The organism is Rhizobium redzepovicii (genome assembly GCF_019793435.1).
Taxonomy (GTDB): domain Bacteria; phylum Pseudomonadota; class Alphaproteobacteria; order Rhizobiales; family Rhizobiaceae; genus Rhizobium; species Rhizobium redzepovicii.
On the sequence record NZ_JAILYH010000001.1, the window covers coordinates 314,025 to 330,361 of the forward strand.

13 protein-coding genes are annotated in these 16,337 nt (G+C 61.3%); 8 read left to right on the top strand and 5 right to left on the bottom strand.

Annotation, left to right across the window (positions count from 1 at the left end; translation table 11 throughout):
* The first annotated feature begins 36 nt into the window (after window positions 1-36).
* Window positions 37-504: a cyclic nucleotide-binding domain-containing protein gene (locus K6N12_RS01515; protein ID WP_003563501.1), complete on the top strand. Its 468-nt coding sequence runs from the start codon at window positions 37-39 to the stop codon at window positions 502-504.
* Window positions 505-1,119: 615 nt separating this feature from the next.
* Here the strand turns inward: K6N12_RS01515 and K6N12_RS01520 are convergent.
* Together K6N12_RS01520 and K6N12_RS01525 are read right to left on the bottom strand one after the other, a co-directional pair.
* Window positions 1,120-1,647 (bottom strand): dienelactone hydrolase family protein, encoded by a 528-nt coding sequence (locus tag K6N12_RS01520; RefSeq protein ID WP_246645367.1) that lies wholly within the window; start codon window positions 1,645-1,647, stop codon window positions 1,120-1,122.
* A gap of 80 nt (window positions 1,648-1,727) precedes the next feature.
* Window positions 1,728-3,059, bottom strand: a complete 1,332-nt coding sequence (locus tag K6N12_RS01525; protein ID WP_183777877.1) for an MFS transporter — start codon at window positions 3,057-3,059, stop codon at window positions 1,728-1,730.
* A gap of 378 nt (window positions 3,060-3,437) precedes the next feature.
* Here K6N12_RS01525 and cyoA point away from each other — a divergent pair, with 378 nt between their 5' ends.
* The 6 genes from cyoA (at window position 3,438) to K6N12_RS01555 (ending at window position 9,785) form a co-directional block, all read left to right on the top strand.
* Window positions 3,438-4,631, top strand: a complete 1,194-nt coding sequence (gene cyoA / locus K6N12_RS01530) for a ubiquinol oxidase subunit II (protein ID WP_183777876.1) — start codon at window positions 3,438-3,440, stop codon at window positions 4,629-4,631.
* Between the two features lie 42 nt (window positions 4,632-4,673).
* Entirely contained in the window at window positions 4,674-6,677 is a 2,004-nt protein-coding gene (gene cyoB / locus K6N12_RS01535) for a cytochrome o ubiquinol oxidase subunit I (protein ID WP_183777875.1), read from the top strand.
* Between the two features lie 5 nt (window positions 6,678-6,682).
* Window positions 6,683-7,303, top strand: coding sequence for a cytochrome o ubiquinol oxidase subunit III (gene cyoC, locus K6N12_RS01540; protein ID WP_097625753.1), 621 nt, complete (start codon window positions 6,683-6,685; stop codon window positions 7,301-7,303).
* A complete protein-coding gene (gene cyoD / locus K6N12_RS01545; protein ID WP_183777874.1) occupies window positions 7,300-7,701 on the top strand; it encodes a cytochrome o ubiquinol oxidase subunit IV in 402 nt (133 codons plus the stop codon). Before cyoC ends, cyoD begins: the two co-directional genes overlap by 4 nt.
* A 46-nt stretch (window positions 7,702-7,747) precedes the next feature.
* The gene (locus K6N12_RS01550) at window positions 7,748-8,506 is read left to right on the top strand and encodes an SURF1 family protein (protein ID WP_183777873.1); all 759 of its coding nucleotides are present in this window, start codon (window positions 7,748-7,750) and stop codon (window positions 8,504-8,506) included.
* 109 nt (window positions 8,507-8,615) lie between these two features.
* On the top strand, window positions 8,616-9,785 hold the full coding sequence (locus K6N12_RS01555; protein WP_183777872.1) for an acyltransferase family protein: 1,170 nt from the start codon (window positions 8,616-8,618) through the stop codon (window positions 9,783-9,785).
* Window positions 9,786-9,857: 72 nt separating this feature from the next.
* Here the strand turns inward: K6N12_RS01555 and K6N12_RS01560 are convergent, their stop codons facing one another.
* The 3 genes from K6N12_RS01560 to K6N12_RS01570 form a co-directional block, all read right to left on the bottom strand.
* Window positions 9,858-11,786 (bottom strand): hybrid sensor histidine kinase/response regulator, encoded by a 1,929-nt coding sequence (locus K6N12_RS01560; RefSeq protein ID WP_183854714.1) that lies wholly within the window; start codon window positions 11,784-11,786, stop codon window positions 9,858-9,860.
* 69 nt (window positions 11,787-11,855) lie between these two features.
* Complete coding sequence (locus K6N12_RS01565) at window positions 11,856-13,262, bottom strand: FAD/NAD(P)-binding protein (protein ID WP_222148613.1); 1,407 nt, start codon at window positions 13,260-13,262, stop codon at window positions 11,856-11,858.
* Between the two features lie 297 nt (window positions 13,263-13,559).
* Complete coding sequence (locus tag K6N12_RS01570; RefSeq protein WP_183777869.1) at window positions 13,560-14,177, bottom strand: flavodoxin family protein; 618 nt, start codon at window positions 14,175-14,177, stop codon at window positions 13,560-13,562.
* 122 nt (window positions 14,178-14,299) lie between these two features.
* Here K6N12_RS01570 and K6N12_RS01575 point away from each other — a divergent pair, with 122 nt between their 5' ends.
* Window positions 14,300-16,261 carry an ABC transporter ATP-binding protein gene (locus K6N12_RS01575; RefSeq protein WP_183854718.1) on the top strand — a complete coding sequence of 654 codons (1,962 nt, stop codon included), beginning with the start codon at window positions 14,300-14,302 and terminating at the stop codon, window positions 16,259-16,261.
* The last annotated feature ends 76 nt before the right edge of the window (window positions 16,262-16,337 follow it).

Genomic DNA, 16,337 nt, shown 5'->3' on the forward strand with positions numbered 1-16,337 from the left:
GTTCCAAGAACCCTGCGTCAGGGGATTGAAACGCTCATGCTGTTGAGAGACGAAGTGGAAATGCTGAGGCGCGTGCCAATCTTTTCAAGGATCGCGCCAGCCAAGCTCAAGCTTTTGGCCTTCACCTCCGACCGCATGACCTACAAGGCCGGACAGAACCTCTTCCATCAGGGCGATGTGGGCGACGCCGCCTATGTCATCCTCTCCGGTACCGCCGATATCATCGTCTCCTCGCCGGCCGGCGAGATCAAGGTCGCCGATGTCGAACTCAATTCCATCGTCGGCGAAATCGCCATCCTCTGCGATGTCTCGCGCACGGCAACGGTGCGCGCCACCTCGCCGCTCGAGGTGCTGCGCATCAGCAAGGAACACTTCCTGAAGCTGCTCAGCGACTTCCCCGAAATGGCCGTTGAAATCATGCGCGTGCTCGCCGACCGCCTGAACCACACCACCGCGGAACTGACGGCGGCCCGAGCTGCGAAGCAGCCGCAAATGGCGCAATAAGATTGCAGATCAAGATTTCGGTGGCCATTTTTGCGTGCCGTGGACCACGGCACAATATTTCCACATGTTTGAGTTTTTGGCGGACACGATAGACCACGAAAAACGATGTGCTTGAAATGACCAGTTCGCGCGCCATCTTCTTCAACAACTTCGTGCGGAATCCAGACCGCCTTCGGATCAGCTCCCCTACCCTCCCGTCATGCTCAGGCTTGCCCCAAGATCTGCAACCTGCGCAACAGGCACAGGCCATGTTGCCCGATTCGCGACGAGGATCCGCCCCGCGGCCGAGCGCGTTGGCAAAGGCGCGCACCTGCGCCGGATTGAAATCACGCTCTCATTCATTTCCATCTCATCCCACCCTTGCCTAAGCGGGCTTTGCTTTCGCAAGCGGCCCCGGCGACTGTTCGGGTTCAATGGAACGGCGGACGGAGACCTGGGCTTTCCCACGGGCTTGGTGTCCCAAAGGGTGCAACGGTCTTCCATCCGCCACTGCAATAGGCAGTACTACGCCAATAGCGGGTAAAGGGAAGCTACAAAGGTGCCGGCAGGCCGATGAGGGGCTGGCGACCCGGCGGAGTAGCCTACTAAGGTCAGCCGAAGTGACGCAGATATGCGCTATGCGAAGAGGCCTTCGATGAAAGCGGCAATCTCTGCCCGTAACGGAGATCCAGCTGTCAGCGCGTCGGTACGGTAAAAATCGTGCTGCTTGCCGGCATAGGATTTCCAACGCTTGGGAACAATGTTGTTCCAGCTTTCAGGCGGCCGATATGGATCGAGTTCTCCCCAGGCTACCATTGTGGGTATATGCAATGGAGACGTTTCGAAGCGCAATCTGGTTGATGACACGCAGATCAGGGCCTGAAGCTCCAGCCCCTCTTTGACCGCATTCCACAAAGCAGTTCCACCGGCGCTAAAACCGATCCCCAAGCACGTGCGTCCGTCCATCTCGCGAAGTGCCCGAACCGCATGCCGCATGCCGTCTTCGTTGAAAAGATGGTGGTGAAGCTCGTCTCCGCGCAGACCGGCGCGACCGCTCAGGTCGGCCAGCTGTAGTAAGCGGTGCTCAGGGCACCCAACATCCAAGAGTTCGGCGAAAGTTTCGGGAAAGCCGTGGATATCGCTCACGACCAACAAGTGCTTCATCAATTTGGCGGCGCCGCTCTTCGATACCATAGAGAATGAGGCAGCACGCCGGACTTTCCGGCGTGCTGCTGCAGTTTACACTATTCGCGCTGTTCCAGTGCCCTGCTGAAGGCGAGTGCGGCCAGCGTGCAAATGGCGCCGGAGAGCAGGTAGTAGCCGACGAAGGTCAGGCCGAAGCGGCTGGAGAGGCTGAGCGCTACCAGCGGCGCGAAGCCGGCGCCGATCAGCCAGGCGAGGTCCGAGGTGAAGGCAGCGCCGGTGTAGCGATAGCCGCGGCCGAAGCGCGAGGAGATCGAGCCGGTCGCCTGGCCGAAGGACAGGCCGAGCACGCCGAAGCCGATGATGACGAAGGCGTCATGGCCGCTGTTGCCCGACGCGATCAGGATCGGCCCGACGAAGCTGAAGACGGCGATGATGACCGCGCAGATGGCAAGCTGGGCGCGCCGGCCGATGCGGTCGGCGATCAGGCCCGACGCGACGATGGCGACGATGCCGACCATGGCGCCGACCACCTGCACCACCATGAAGGCGCCGATCGGCTGGTTGCCGTAAAGGCTCATCCAGCCGAGCGGGAAAATGGTGACGAGGTGGAACATGGCGAAACTGGCGAGCGGCACGAAGGCGCCGATCAGGATGTCGCGGCCGTGAACGCGCAGAACGTCGAGGATCGGTGCGGCTTCGAGCTCGTGCTGTTCGAGCAGCGTGCCGAATTCCTTGGTCATGACCAGGCGCAGACGCGCAAACAGCGCCACGACGTTGATCGCGAAGGCGACGAAGAACGGATAACGCCAGCCCCAGGAGAGGAAATCCTCGCTGGAAAGATTGGCGACGAAATAACCGAACAGCGTGCTTGCCAGCGCAAAGCCGATCGGCGCGCCGAGCTGCGGGATCATCGCATACCAGCCGCGGTGATTGGCCGGCGCATTGAGCGCCAGCAGCGAGGCAAGACCGTCCCAGGCGCCGCCGAGCGCAAAACCCTGGCCGAGACGGAAGAGCGCCAAGAGCGCGATCGACCAGACGCCGATCTCCTCGTAACCCGGCAGGAAGGCGATCGAGGCCGTCGAGCCGCCGAGCAGGAAGAGCGCGATGGTCAGTTTGGTGCCGCGCCCGTACATCCGGTCAATCGTCATGAAGACGACGGAGCCGACGGGACGAGCGAGGAAGGCGAGCGAGAAGATGGCGAAGGAATAGAGCGTGCCCGTCAGCCGGTCGGGCGCAAATGGGAAGACGAGCTGTGGAAAGACCAGGACGGAGGCGAGGCCGTAGACGAAGAAATCGAAGAATTCCGACATGCGGCCGATGACCACGCCGATGGCGATGCTGCCTGGCGAAACCGGTTTGTCGTCGTGAATACGCCGCGCGTCGCGTTCCAGCGACGATGACGACGGTCCGTAATGCGATGTTGTTGCCATAAACGCCTCCTCGTTAAGGCGCTTCCGGCAAGGCGCCCCAAGCGTGATCTTGATCAAACCCGCAGGCTTATCAAGTCCGCAAGACTGAAATAGTTGATCATCGCGGCGCAAATGAAGCGTGGATGGGAAAAATTTGCGTGATCCGGACGGTGATTTCCCCTGCAAATGCTGGCCTGGCCGGTTCTTGCGGATATATTGAGTTGAAACATGCGCTGGCGAAAGAATCCTTCTGGATTTCCTCAGGATTTCAACGCTATAGGACAACGGCATTTACGCCGCAGTGCGGCATGCTTGCTGCACTGCGACCAAACACCTCATGTCGCGATCTGGTTCAGTGCTTTAGTCGCGGAACAAACGAAACAACAAGAGCTTAGAGACGTGCCAAAACTCATGAAGTTTTCCCGCCTTCTATCCGTCTTGCCGCTGCTTTTCCTGGCAGGATGCAACATGGTGGTCATGGCGCCGTCCGGCGACATCGCCGTGCAACAGCGTGATCTCATCGTCATCTCGACGGTGCTGATGCTTCTGATCATCATCCCGGTGATCTTCCTGACGCTGCTCTTCGCCTGGCGCTACCGCCACTCCAACACGGCCGCAACCTATGCGCCGGAATGGCACCATTCGACCCGCCTCGAAATCGTCATCTGGGCTGCGCCCCTGGCGATCATCATCGCGCTCGGCGCCGTCACCTGGATTTCCACCCATAAGCTCGATCCCTACCGCCCGCTCGACCGCCTCGATGCGGTGCGCGCCATCCCGGCCGATACCAAGCCGCTGACCGTCGAGGTCGTGGCGCTCGACTGGAAGTGGCTGTTCTTCTATCCCGAACTCGGCATCGCCACCGTCAACGAGCTCGCCGCGCCCGTGGATATGCCGATCAATTTCAAGATTACCGCCTCCTCGGTGATGAACTCCTTCTATATCCCCGCCCTTGCCGGCCAGATCTACGCCATGCCGGGCATGGAGACCAAGCTGCACGCGGTCATCAACAAAGAGGGCGAGTATGAGGGCTTCTCCGCCAATTACAGCGGCTCGGGTTTCTCGCATATGCGCTTCAAGTTCCACGGCCTCACCCGCGAAGGCTTCGACGCCTGGGTGGCCAAGGTCAAGCAGCAGGGCACCATGCTTAACCGCGACGCCTATCTGAAGCTCGAAAAGCCGAGCGAGAAGGAGCCGGTGCGCTATTATGCCGGCGCCGATGCCGATCTCTACGAGGCCATCCTCAACATGTGCGCCACGCCGGGCAAGATGTGCATGAACGAGATGATGCACATCGACATGACGGGCGGCGGCGGCAAGGAAAGTGCCGAGAATCACGACAAGCTGCAATATGACAATCGCCATGCCGACGAAGGCATCGTGGCGCCTGCCGCCACCGTGCCGGCGACGGGTGCTCCGGCGCGCAGCGAACCGGCCAACACAAGCGATGGCAACAGCATGCAGCACGACATGCCCGGCATGCAGGGCATGGACAGCACGCCCGGTGCGGGCATGCGGCATGACGGCCATTCCATGCCCGGCATGAACAACGGCGCCGATCCGGCGCCGGCGCAGCTCAACAACAACAATTAACCTGGCGCTTTGCGTCGCAAGACATAATGAACGGGTTGTTCCATGTTTTCCAATCCTGACCTCCTGAAGTTCGTCTTCGGCCGGTTGACCCTCGATGCCATCCCCTATCACGAGCCGATCCTGGTCGTGACCTTCATCGGCGTTGTCATCGGCGGTCTCGCCGTGCTCGGCGCCATCACCTATTTCAAGTTCTGGGGCCCGCTCTGGAACGACTGGATCTGCAGCGTCGATCACAAGAAGATCGGCATCATGTATGTGATCCTCGCCGTCATCATGCTGTTGCGCGGCTTCTCCGACGCCATCCTGATGCGCATCCAGCAGGCGATCGCCTTCAACGGCTCCGGAGGCTACCTGCCGCCGCACCATTACGACCAGGTGTTCACCGCCCACGGCGTCATCATGATCTTCTTCGTGGCGATGCCCTTCGTCACCGGCCTGATGAACTTCGTTGTGCCGCTGCAGATCGGCGCGCGCGACGTCTCGTTCCCGTTCCTCAACAATTTCTCCTTCTGGATGACCACCGCCGGCGCGATCATCATCATGCTGTCGCTGTTCATCGGCGAATTCGCCCAGACCGGCTGGCTCGCCTATCCGCCGCTATCGGGCGCCGCCTACAGTCCGGGTGTCGGCGTCGATTATTATATCTGGGGCCTGCAGGTGGCCGGTGTCGGCACGACGCTGTCGGGCATCAACCTGATCGCCACCATCGTCAAGATGCGCGCGCCGGGCATGACCTTCATGAAGATGCCTGTTTTCACCTGGACGGCGCTTTGCACCAACGTGCTGATCGTCGCCTCCTTCCCGATCCTGACTGCAACGCTTGCCCTGTTGTCGCTCGACCGCTATGCCGGCACGAACTTCTTCACCAATGATCTCGGCGGCAACCCGATGATGTACATCAACCTCATCTGGATCTGGGGCCATCCGGAGGTCTACATCCTGGTGCTGCCGGCCTTCGGCATATTCTCCGAAGTCGTCGCCACCTTCTCCGGCAAACGCCTCTTCGGCTACGCCTCGATGGTCTACGCCACCTGCGTGATCATGATCCTGTCCTACATCGTCTGGTTGCACCACTTCTTCACGATGGGATCGGGTGCTTCCGTCAACTCCTTCTTCGGCATCACCACGATGATCATCTCGATCCCGACGGGCGCGAAGATCTTCAACTGGCTGTTCACCATGTATCGCGGCCGCATCCGCTACGAGGTGCCGATGCTGTGGACGGTCGGCTTCATGGTGACCTTCGTCATCGGCGGCATGACCGGCGTAATGCTTGCCGTGCCGCCGGCCGACTTCGTGCTGCACAATTCGCTGTTCCTCATCGCCCATTTCCACAACGTCATCATCGGCGGCGTTCTGTTCGGCATGTTCGCCGGCGTGAACTACTGGTTCCCGAAGGCCTTCGGCTTCAAGCTCGACCCCTTCTGGGGCAAGCTGAGCTTCTGGTTCTGGCAGATCGGCTTCTGGTTCGCCTTCATGCCGCTCTATGTGCTTGGCCTGATGGGCGTCACCCGCCGCATGAGCCAGTTCGAGGATCCGTCGCTGCAGATCTGGTTCATCATCGCCGCCTTCGGCGTCGGTCTGATCGCGTTGGGGATCGCCGCCTTCCTGATCCAGATCGTCGTCAGCTTCATGAAGCGCGATGAACTGCGTGACGATACGGGCGATCCCTGGGACGGCCGCACGCTGGAATGGTCGACCGCCTCGCCGCCGCCGGATTACAACTTCGCCTTCACGCCCGTCGTCCATGACCATGACAGCTGGTACGACATGAAGAACCGTGGTTATGCGCGTCCGCTGGAAGGCTTCCGGCCGATCCATATGCCGAAGAATACCGGCACCGGCGCCATCCTCTCGGGCATCAGCGTCGCGCTGGCCTTCGGCCTGATCTGGTATATGTGGTGGCTGGTCGTCGTCTCCTTCATCGGTCTGCTGGTCGTGGCGATCGGCCATACCTTCAACTACCGACGCGACTTCCACATCCCCGCCGAAGAGGTGACCGAAACGGAAGGCAAGCGCACCGCCCTGCTTGCCGAGCAGGTGTAATGACCATGAGCGATCAGACCATCGACACATCAGAAAAGCCTGAATTCTACCTGACGGAAGATCATCATCCGGAGAACAGCACCAATCTCGGCTTCTGGCTCTACCTGATGAGCGACTGCCTGATTTTTGCGGTGCTGTTTGCCACCCACGGCGTGCTCGGTCGCAATTATGCCGCCGGCCCGTCGCCGGCCGATCTCTTCGATCTGCCGATCGTCGCCCTGAACACCTCGATGCTGCTGCTCTCCTCGATCACCTACGGCTTCGCCATGCTGCAGATGGAGCGCAACGCCAAGGCGGAAACGCTGTTCTGGCTTGCTGTCACCGGTCTGTTCGGCGCGGCCTTCATCGGGCTTGAGCTTTATGAGTTCATCCACCTGATCCACGAAGGCGCCGGGCCGACGCGCAGCGCCTTCCTCTCCTCCTTCTTCACCCTGGTCGGCACGCATGGGCTGCACGTTACCTTCGGGATCATCTGGCTGATCACGCTGATGGTGCAGGTGTCGATGCACGGGCTGGTCGAAGCCAACCGCCGTCGGCTGATGTGCCTTTCGATGTTCTGGCACTTCCTCGACGTCGTCTGGATCGGCGTCTTTTCCTTCGTCTATCTCCTGGGAGTTCTCGGATGAGTTCGCAAGCACCCGCACATGAGGATGCCCACGAGGCCCACCACGGCCACAGCCACGGCCATCAGGCCGGCCACGGCACCTTCCGCAGCTATATGGCGGGCTTCGCCCTCTCCGTCGTCCTGACCGCCATTCCTTTCTGGCTCGTCATGGCAGGCGTGTTCGCCAGCCCGCTGGTGACGGCGGTGCTCGTCATGGCCATCGGCGCCATCCAGATCGTCGTCCATATGGTCTTCTTCCTGCACATGAACCCGCGCAGCGAGGGCGGCTGGACAATGATGGCGCTGATCTTCACCATCATCATCGTCGCCATCGCGCTCTCCGGTTCCCTCTGGGTCATGCATCATCTCAACACAAATATGATGCCGATGAGCCCCGAGATGATGAAGAACATGCCGTGATGTTCACGGAGCGCCGGCGGCAGCGCCGCCGGCATCGGTTCAGCCCATGAGCGTGGCTCCTTCGGACCAACCTGAAAGACGGCCTTCCCAGGCAAAACGGGCAATCTTCTGCGTCTGCCTGGTGCTGCTTGCCGCAGCCCTCGCAGCGCTCGGCACCTGGCAGGTGCAACGCCTCTCTTGGAAGCGCGACCTTATCGCCCGCGTCGATCAGCGTGTGCATGCGGCACCGGTTCCGGCGCCGGGGCAGGCCGATTGGGATAAGGTCAATGCCGCCGAGGACGAGTATCGGCGGGTGAGTGCGACCGGGACATTGGCAAACGATAAGGAGACGCTGGTCTATGCGTCGACCGCGCTCGGCCCGGGTTATTGGGTGATGACGCCGCTGACCCTTTCCGACGGCACTGCCATTCTCGTCAATCGCGGCTTCGTACCGATGGACAGACGCGATCCGGCCACGCGCCGCGCGGGCGAATTGTCAGGCCCGATCGAGATTACCGGTCTGATCAGGATGACCGAACCGAAGGGATCGCTGTTGCAATCCAACGATGCCGCGGCCGACCGCTGGTATTCGCGCGATGTCGCGGCGATCGCTGAAAAGCGCGGCGTCGGCGCGGTCGCGCCCTATTTCATCGATGCCGATGCAACCTCCAATCCGGGCGGTCTGCCCGTCGGCGGCCTGACCGTCATCCATTTCCCCAACAACCATCTCGTCTATGCGATCACCTGGTACGGGCTGGCGACGATGGCGGTCGCCTTGCTGGTATTTATCCTTCGCGGCGAGATCGGAAGAGGCCGCCGCCAATAGTCAGAGCTCCGGCACGCGGTTGCGCCGGGCGCTTGCGCGCAACCGGATTAACACCGTGTAAAGCGATGTCCGATACTGCTTACCGGAACAGAATATTTAGAAGCTGCCCATGAACCGGCCGGATTACATTCCCAGTCTCGATGGCCTGCGCGGTATCGCCGCGCTGCTGGTCGTTCTGGCGCATGTCGGACTTATCTTTCCAACTGCATCCGCGCATTTGACCACCATGGGCAGCGAAGCGGTCGGCCTGTTTTTTGCCCTCAGCGGCTTTCTGATGGCCCATCTCTACGGTTCGCGCCCGGTGACCAAGGAAAACGTCCTGGATTTTCTGGTCAGCCGCTTTGCCCGCATCTATCCGGTTTATCTGGCTGCCGTTCTGCTTGTGGCGATACTGTCCGGCATGCAGAATCTAGACTTCGTCCAACCGATCACCGGCGGCATCGACTTTATCCGCCATGTCCTTCTTCTGGGCTCGAGTGGCGTTTTCTGGTCAATTCCACCCGAAATTCAATTCTATCTGCTCTTCCCGATCCTGTGGCTTTGCTTGGCCCGCCCGCAGCGCTACCGCGGGATGATCGTCGGCTTCACGGTGGTCGTCGTCGTCGATGGTCTGCTCGACTTGCCGGGGCCGGGAATCATGCTCCTTTCCAAGCTCCCCTATTTTCTTTTCGGCGCCCTTACCGGGAAGATGCATTCCTACGGGGATAATTGGACGCCATCCGCCCTCACCGGAATTTTCACGCTCTTTCTTCTGGCGGCGTTCTTCACGTACAGGCATCTCGTACTTGGTTTTTCCCCCGAATTCTGGAGCCTGCAAAGCGCCTTCGCCGCAGCCGTCATTGTCGCGCTCGTTGCTCGACAACCTCCCATCGCAGTCCATGTCCTGGCAGCTGCACCTATGCGGTTTCTAGGCACGATCAGCTTCTCACTCTATCTTTTCCACGTGCCGATAATGTTCCTCGTGCATCGGAGTTTTGAATCTCTGATGCCGGAAGCGTCGCTGATCGCGGTCGCGCTTGTCATCGCCGTGGGAGGAGCATGGTTCCTGCACGAGACGATAGAAGTCCCAGGCCGACGCCTGCTCGTCGGCCTATGGCAGCATCATCGGTGGCGCGTCACCGGACGCGACATTCCGGCTGAGCGGATCGAACAGGCGATCCTCGACCTGCAAGAGACCGAGAAGCGCCTGCTGAGCAGCGCGCCGGCAGACACAGCGGTTGAACTCCAGGAGGGAGCCGACCACGACGGGGATAGAGGCGACCAGAAGCGTCGCGCATAGCACAGCCGCTCTAGCTTTTTTCGCTTTTCGCAACTCCCGGACGGAAAACCGCTTCACACTTTTCTGGAACTGCTAAGAAGCGACCCGGCTGATCGCGTCGGCGAGCTGCGCCTGCGAGAAGGGCTTGCCGAGGCGGGGCAGATTTGCAATGCGCGTGCCTTCCGGGAGCTCGGCGTAACCCGTTGCGAGAATGATCGGCATCTCCGGCCATTCCTCGCGGATCACCTCGGCAAGCTCCGCACCCGTCATACGCGGCATGGCGTGGTCGCAAATCACCAGATCGACCGGCTGCTTGCGCATGATTTCAAGCGCCTCGGGACCTGCCATCGCCTCGAACACGGTGTGACCGAGATCCTCCAGCATCAGCGTCGTATTCATCAGGACCAGACCATCGTCATCGACGGCGACGATGCGCAGCCCGCGTGGCGTATTTTCCGCACGTTGCGCCGGGTCGGCGGTGACCTCGGCCGCTTGCTCGAGCGTGACGACCGGGAACCACAATTCAGCTGTCGTGCCTTCGCCGAGGCGGCTCTTCAGCATCAGGCGGCCTCCGGACTGGGAGGCAAGACCCTGCACCATGGAAAGGCCGAGACCGGTGCCCTTGCCAACACCCTTCGTGGTGAAGAACGGCGTAATTGCCTGCTCCATCGTCTTTGCATCCATGCCCTCGCCATCATCGATCACCGCGATGCGGACATAGCGGCCGGACGGCAGCGGCCCCTTGCCCGGCGGCACTGATTCCTCGGCCGCGCGAAGCAATATCCGCCCGCCGGACGGCATGGCGTCGCGGGCGTTGACGACGAGATTGAGGATTGCCATCTCCAGCTGGTTCGGATCGGTAAGGATGGTCGGCAGCCGGATAGGGAAGGAGGTCTCGATCCTGGTGAGGGGGCCGAGCGAACGGCTCAGCATATCCATCATGCCGCGCACCAGGCCGGAGACGTCGATCGGCTCCATATGCAGTTCCTGCCGGCGGGAAAAGGCCAGCATGCGTTGCGTCAACGCCGCGCCGCGCTGGGCACCCTGCATGGCATTGTCGACAAGCGATGTCAGCGACAGATCCTGCGGCATGCGTTTCTTCAGGATTTCGAGACTGCCGAGCACGGCCATCAGCAGATTGTTGAAATCATGGGCGATACCGCCGGTCAATTGGCCGATCGCCTCCATCTTCTGCGACTGGAACAGCTCTTCGCGTGCCTGCTCCAGCGCCCGTTGAGTCTCCATCTTCTCGGTGATATCGCGGGTGATCTTTGCGAAACCAAGAACCTGGCCGTCATCGTCGCGGATGGCGTCGATGACGATACTCGCCCAGAAACGAGTGCCATCCTTGCGCACGCGCCAGCCTTCCCTCTCGAACCGCCCTTCGGCGCGGGCGATGCCCAGCGCGGTCTGCGGCACGCCGGCGGCGCGGTCCTCTGGGGTATAGAAGGTCGAGAAATGCCGGCCGATGATTTCATCAGGCCGGTAACCCTTGATCCGCTCGGCGCCGAAATTCCAGCTACTGACATTACCGTCGGGATCGAGCATGTAAATCGCATAGTCGGAGACGCCCTGGACCAGCCGGCGGAACTGTTCCTCGCTCTGGCGGATTGCGTTTTCAGCGGCCCGGCGTTCCGTCAAATCACGCGTGATCTTGGCAAAACCGATAAGTTCGCCGGAGGGACGGCGGATCGGATCGATGATCACATGCGCCCAGAAGCGGCTGCCGTCCTTGCGCTGGCGCCAGCCCTCCCCTTCGAACCGGCCTTGCTCCCTCGCGGTGGTGAGCGCGCGCTCCGGAATGCCCGCGGCGCGGTCCTCTTCCGAATAGAAACGGGAAAAATGCTCGCCGAGAATTTCGGAAGGCTTGTAACCTTTAAAACGCTGAGCCCCGGTATTCCAGCTGGTGATGATGCCTTCGGGGCTGAGCATGTAGATGGCGTAGTCGGTGATGGCATCGACCAAAAGGCGAAAGCGTCCCTCGTCGTTAAGAGACGGGTCTTGTCGATTCAGCGCTTCCATCAGCCCCTCTTGATCACCAGCGCTGTATAACGCGGCGGCGGCCGGATGGTTCCGAAGCGGCTTCAATTTTCAGACCGCCCTGACCTGTGGATAGAACCGTTCACCGACCCGCTCGGCAGCGGCATAGGCCTGCGAGACGATTTCCGGCACGAGATCGATATCGGGCAAGCTGCCAAGGCCGAGCGGGCCGATGGCAAACAGCCCGGCGATTGCCGAGCCGTCCTCGAAAAAAGGCTCGCCGCGCGCGTTCACCGCCAGCCCGAGCGAGAGCTCGTCCGGCATGGCAAGGCCGGCGGAAAACAGGCTCTGGATCAGCGGCGCCGAAAGATCCGGCGCCTGACAGCGGCAATCAATGATGCGCTCGGCATGGATGATCTCCTCGGCGGAGGAACCGGCCGGCGTGAAAAATAGGCCGCTCAGGCCTCGGCGGCCGGCCCGCCCGCGGCGCAGCACCGTGCGGCCTTCGGCAAGCTCGCGTTCCAGGCGCAAGTGCATCGCCTCCGGCAGGCGGTTGCGATGGCTGTCGTAGATTGCCCGCAAATGCCGGTTGAACTGGTGCTTGTCGCGGGCCGGCAACGATCGCCAAAGCGAGCGGGCATGTTTCCTTAGGCCGTTCATCACAGATTGCCAGCTACGACCCTCTTCTTCAGCCTCGCGGCAGGCCTGGCGGATGAAGCGGACGATGTCGGGAAGGCTCTCGGGCAGCGCTTCGGCCGGAAACACCGGATCGGCTGAATTCGGCGTATGGCTCTGAGGCAGGAAGCCGCGCCGGGAAATGATCGTCACCTGGCCGGCATAACCGGAATCGCGCAGCTGCAGCAGCTGGTCGACGACGCGGATGCCGCTGCCGAGCAGCACTGCATGCGGCCGTGCCACGAGGCGCTGGGCCCTGACCGGCGAAGCCTGCCGCTCCCCGGCATCGGGATCGTTCAGTCCGTAGCCGGTTGCAAGGATCACCGTATCGAATAGCGGATTGGCAGGATTGGCGCTCTCGAGCAGGAAGCGGTTGCCATGGCTCCTGCGGATTGCCACGACCGGATCGTTGCAGACTTGGACGGTAATGTCCCTGCGCGCGGCAAGCGCTTCCGAGAAACGCTGATAGACGTAATCGCTGAAGATTTCCTTCGGCACGAAGATCTGCCGGAAACCGGGGATGGCGGCCGGCACCGCGGCGCGGAAGGCGGCATTGCTGCAGAGCCAGTCGTTGAAATCGTCATTGTCGCCGACTGACACCGAGAGATCGCGCACGCGGGTGTTGAGGATCGTCGAGGCCCGCGCTGACGCCAGCGCCTGCCCGCCGCTGACCGACGAATTCGGATCGAACAGCTGCAAATGGAAAGGCGCGCGCAGCGTTTTCATCAAGGCGATGGCCGCCATCATGCCGGAAAAGCCGCGGCCGACGATCGCGATACGCGGCACGGCCGATATCTGTGCCGCCGCATTGGCTCTGGCGGAAAAAAGTCCCTGAACCGTCATCGCAACTCCTTTGCGGCTTCATCCGCACCGTGTGTCGATCGAGGTTTCAACGCATAAAAGCGGATCATGCGTTGATGAGGTTCATGCGGCCATTTACGAACATCTGCCGCAGCATCGAGGTCCGAGCCGGAGGCCTCGACAGTGCCCGAGCGGAGTAATCACGCTCGGTCTATAGTCTATTAAACTAGTCGTGTATCAAAGCGCTAAATCTCACGCATGGCAAGAGCTTTCTTGCCGTGGCGATTCAAGCCATTGAAAGATAACGGGATTTAGAAGAATCGAGGCGTTTTTTCGGCTTCAGCCGCCCTCGCCCGGATATTGCTTAGCCTTTAGAAGGCCCGCCAGATGTGCCGTATTGCGGGCCAGCATATCGACGGCTTTGGTCACTACTTTCGGGACCTTGTCGAGATCGACGAAATTGGTGGAGCCCATCGCTTCGCCGACCCAGTAGGCGACGGCATTGGCCGGTATGGTGAAGCCGACGTCGTTCAGCGCCTGGTAGATCTCGGCCGACACATGATGGGCGCCGTCCTCGTTGCCGACGACGGCGACGGCCGCGACCCTGCCGTAAGAGGCCATGCGGCCCTGATCGTCGGTCTCGTCGAGGAAGGCGTCCATGCGTTCCAGCGCCCGTTTGCAGATGCTGGAAGGCTGGCCGAGCCAGATCGGCGTCGCCATGATCAGGATATCGGCGGCGAGCACCCTGGCGCGAATATCAGGCCAGTCATCGCCTTTGCCCTCATCCGATGTGACGCCAGGCTTGACGTTGAAATCGGCAAGCCGCAGCACCTCCGTCTTGACGTCATAGGCCCACAGCGCCTTGTCGATGAGGCCGATCATCCGGTCGGTCGAAGACGGCTCCTTGGCATCGCTGGATTTCAAAGTTGCATTGAGAGCGAGGGCTTTCAGCGGCATGATCTCTCTCCGGAAATGATTGCCTGACGGGGTTGTCTGCCGCAACCCACCCGCGCGCCGATTGTTCCCTTCGGGATGCGAGGGGACCTCACGTAAAAATAACCAGTTGGTGAATTCTTTACTTGAACCCCCAAATGGAATCGGCAAAAGTGAAGGTGCTATCAATCCTTTCATGGATTTGCCGTCTTTTCGGGCCAGCGTCCGATCACACATCTATTGGAAAAAATACCGTGAGCAGCGATGCGTTAATACGCGCGACGAAGCCTTCGGCTTCGATGGCGCTTGCAACTGCGGCAGGCTGGGGCCGAGGCCTCTTCACATTGGTGCGCATCACCATGATGGCCTTCCGTCACCCCTGGCAATCGGGCTTTGCGATCGGCGCCACGCTTGTTGCCTCCACCTTCCAGCTGATGATCCCCCGCCTTCTCGGCCAGGCGGTCGACCACACGCAGATGGCGATGAGCGGCGGCGCGGCCGGCCAGGTGGCGCAGGACGCGCTTTTGACCACGGCGCTGCTCCTGCTCGGCGCCAGCGTGCTGCGCGGCCTCTTCACCATGATCCAGAACTATTACAGCGAGGCCGTCGGCCATCACATCGGCTACGAATTGCGGCTGGCCTGTTACGAAAAGATCCAGCGGCTATCCTTCAGCTTCCACGACACCGTGCATTCCGGCGACCTGATCACCATCGGCCTGCTCGATCTCGAAGGTGTGCGCATGTATTTTTCCACGGCGCTCGTCCGGATGATCCTGCTGTCGATCCTGATCGGCATCGGCGCCTATATGCTGCTGTCGACCGATATAGTGCTCGGCCTGCTGGCGCTCTCCTTCGTGCCCTTTGTCGGCTGGCGCTCCTCGGTGACGCAGCTCAGGCTGCGCGCCACCTGGCTCGACCTGCAGGAGCGGTTGTCGGTGCTGACCCGCATCATGGAAGAAAACCTCGGCGGCATCCGCGTCGTGCGAGCCTTTGCCGCGCAGGACCACGAAATGTCGAAATTCGAGGCGGCGTCGAAAAACGCGCTGGCGCTCGCCCATCAGCGCGTCGGCATCCGTGTAACCAATACCAGCGCCATGACCTTTTCCTTTTTCGCGGCGATGGGCCTGGTGCTCTTCGTCGGCGGCGGCAAGGTGATGTCGGGCGAGATCACCGTCGGCACGCTTGCCTCCTTTCTGACCTTCATGACCATTTTGCAGATGCCGGTGCGTCAGCTCGGCCTGATGGTCAATGCTTTCGCCCGCGCTTCCACCTGCGGCACACGCCTCTTCAACCTGCTCGACCTCGACATCGCGATCAAGGATGCGCCGGATGCCAGGGATTTGGCGGTGACCGACGGCGTGCTGCGCTTCGAGAATGTCAGCTTCGCCTATCCCGGTTCGGAAAAGCGCACCGTGCTCCACGATGTCTCCTTCGAAGCCAGGCGCGGCCAGACGATCGGCATCGTCGGGCCTCCGGGCAGCGGCAAGTCGACCATCGCCCATCTGATCCCGCGCTTCTACGACGTTAGCGGCGGCAAGATCACCATTGACGGCCAGGATATCCGCAAGGCGAAGCTGCAATCGCTGCGCCGGGCGGTTGCCGTCGTCCAGCAGGATTCCTTCCTCTTCACCACGACGATCGAAAACAATATCGCCTATGGCGACCCCTGGGCGAAGGAAGGCCGCATCGAACGCGCCAGCGAAAGCGCCCAGTTGCACAATTACGTGCTCGGCCTGCCCATCGGCTACGACACCGTCGTCGGCGAGCGCGGCGTTTCGCTGTCCGGCGGCCAGAGGCAGCGTCTTTCGATCGCCCGCGCGCTGATGCTGAAGCCGGCGGTAATGGTGTTCGACGATTCGACGGCGGCGATCGACGCGGCCACCGAACAGCGCATCCGCAGCGCCATGCGCCGCTATGCCGCCGACCGGGTGACGATCATCGTCGCCCATCGCCTGAGCTCGCTGATGCATGCCGATCAGATCCTGTTCGTCGAAGACGGCCGGATCGTCGAACGCGGAACGCATGCGGCGCTGCTGGCGCTTGGCGGACGCTACAAGGCGCTCTACGACCTGCAGGTGCGGCCGGGCGATGAGGTGTTGAGCGCGTGACTCCCCTCTTCTCCCCATCGGGGAAAAGTGCCGAGCAAAGCGAGGCGATGAGGGGCGAGGAGCGATAGCGACGAGT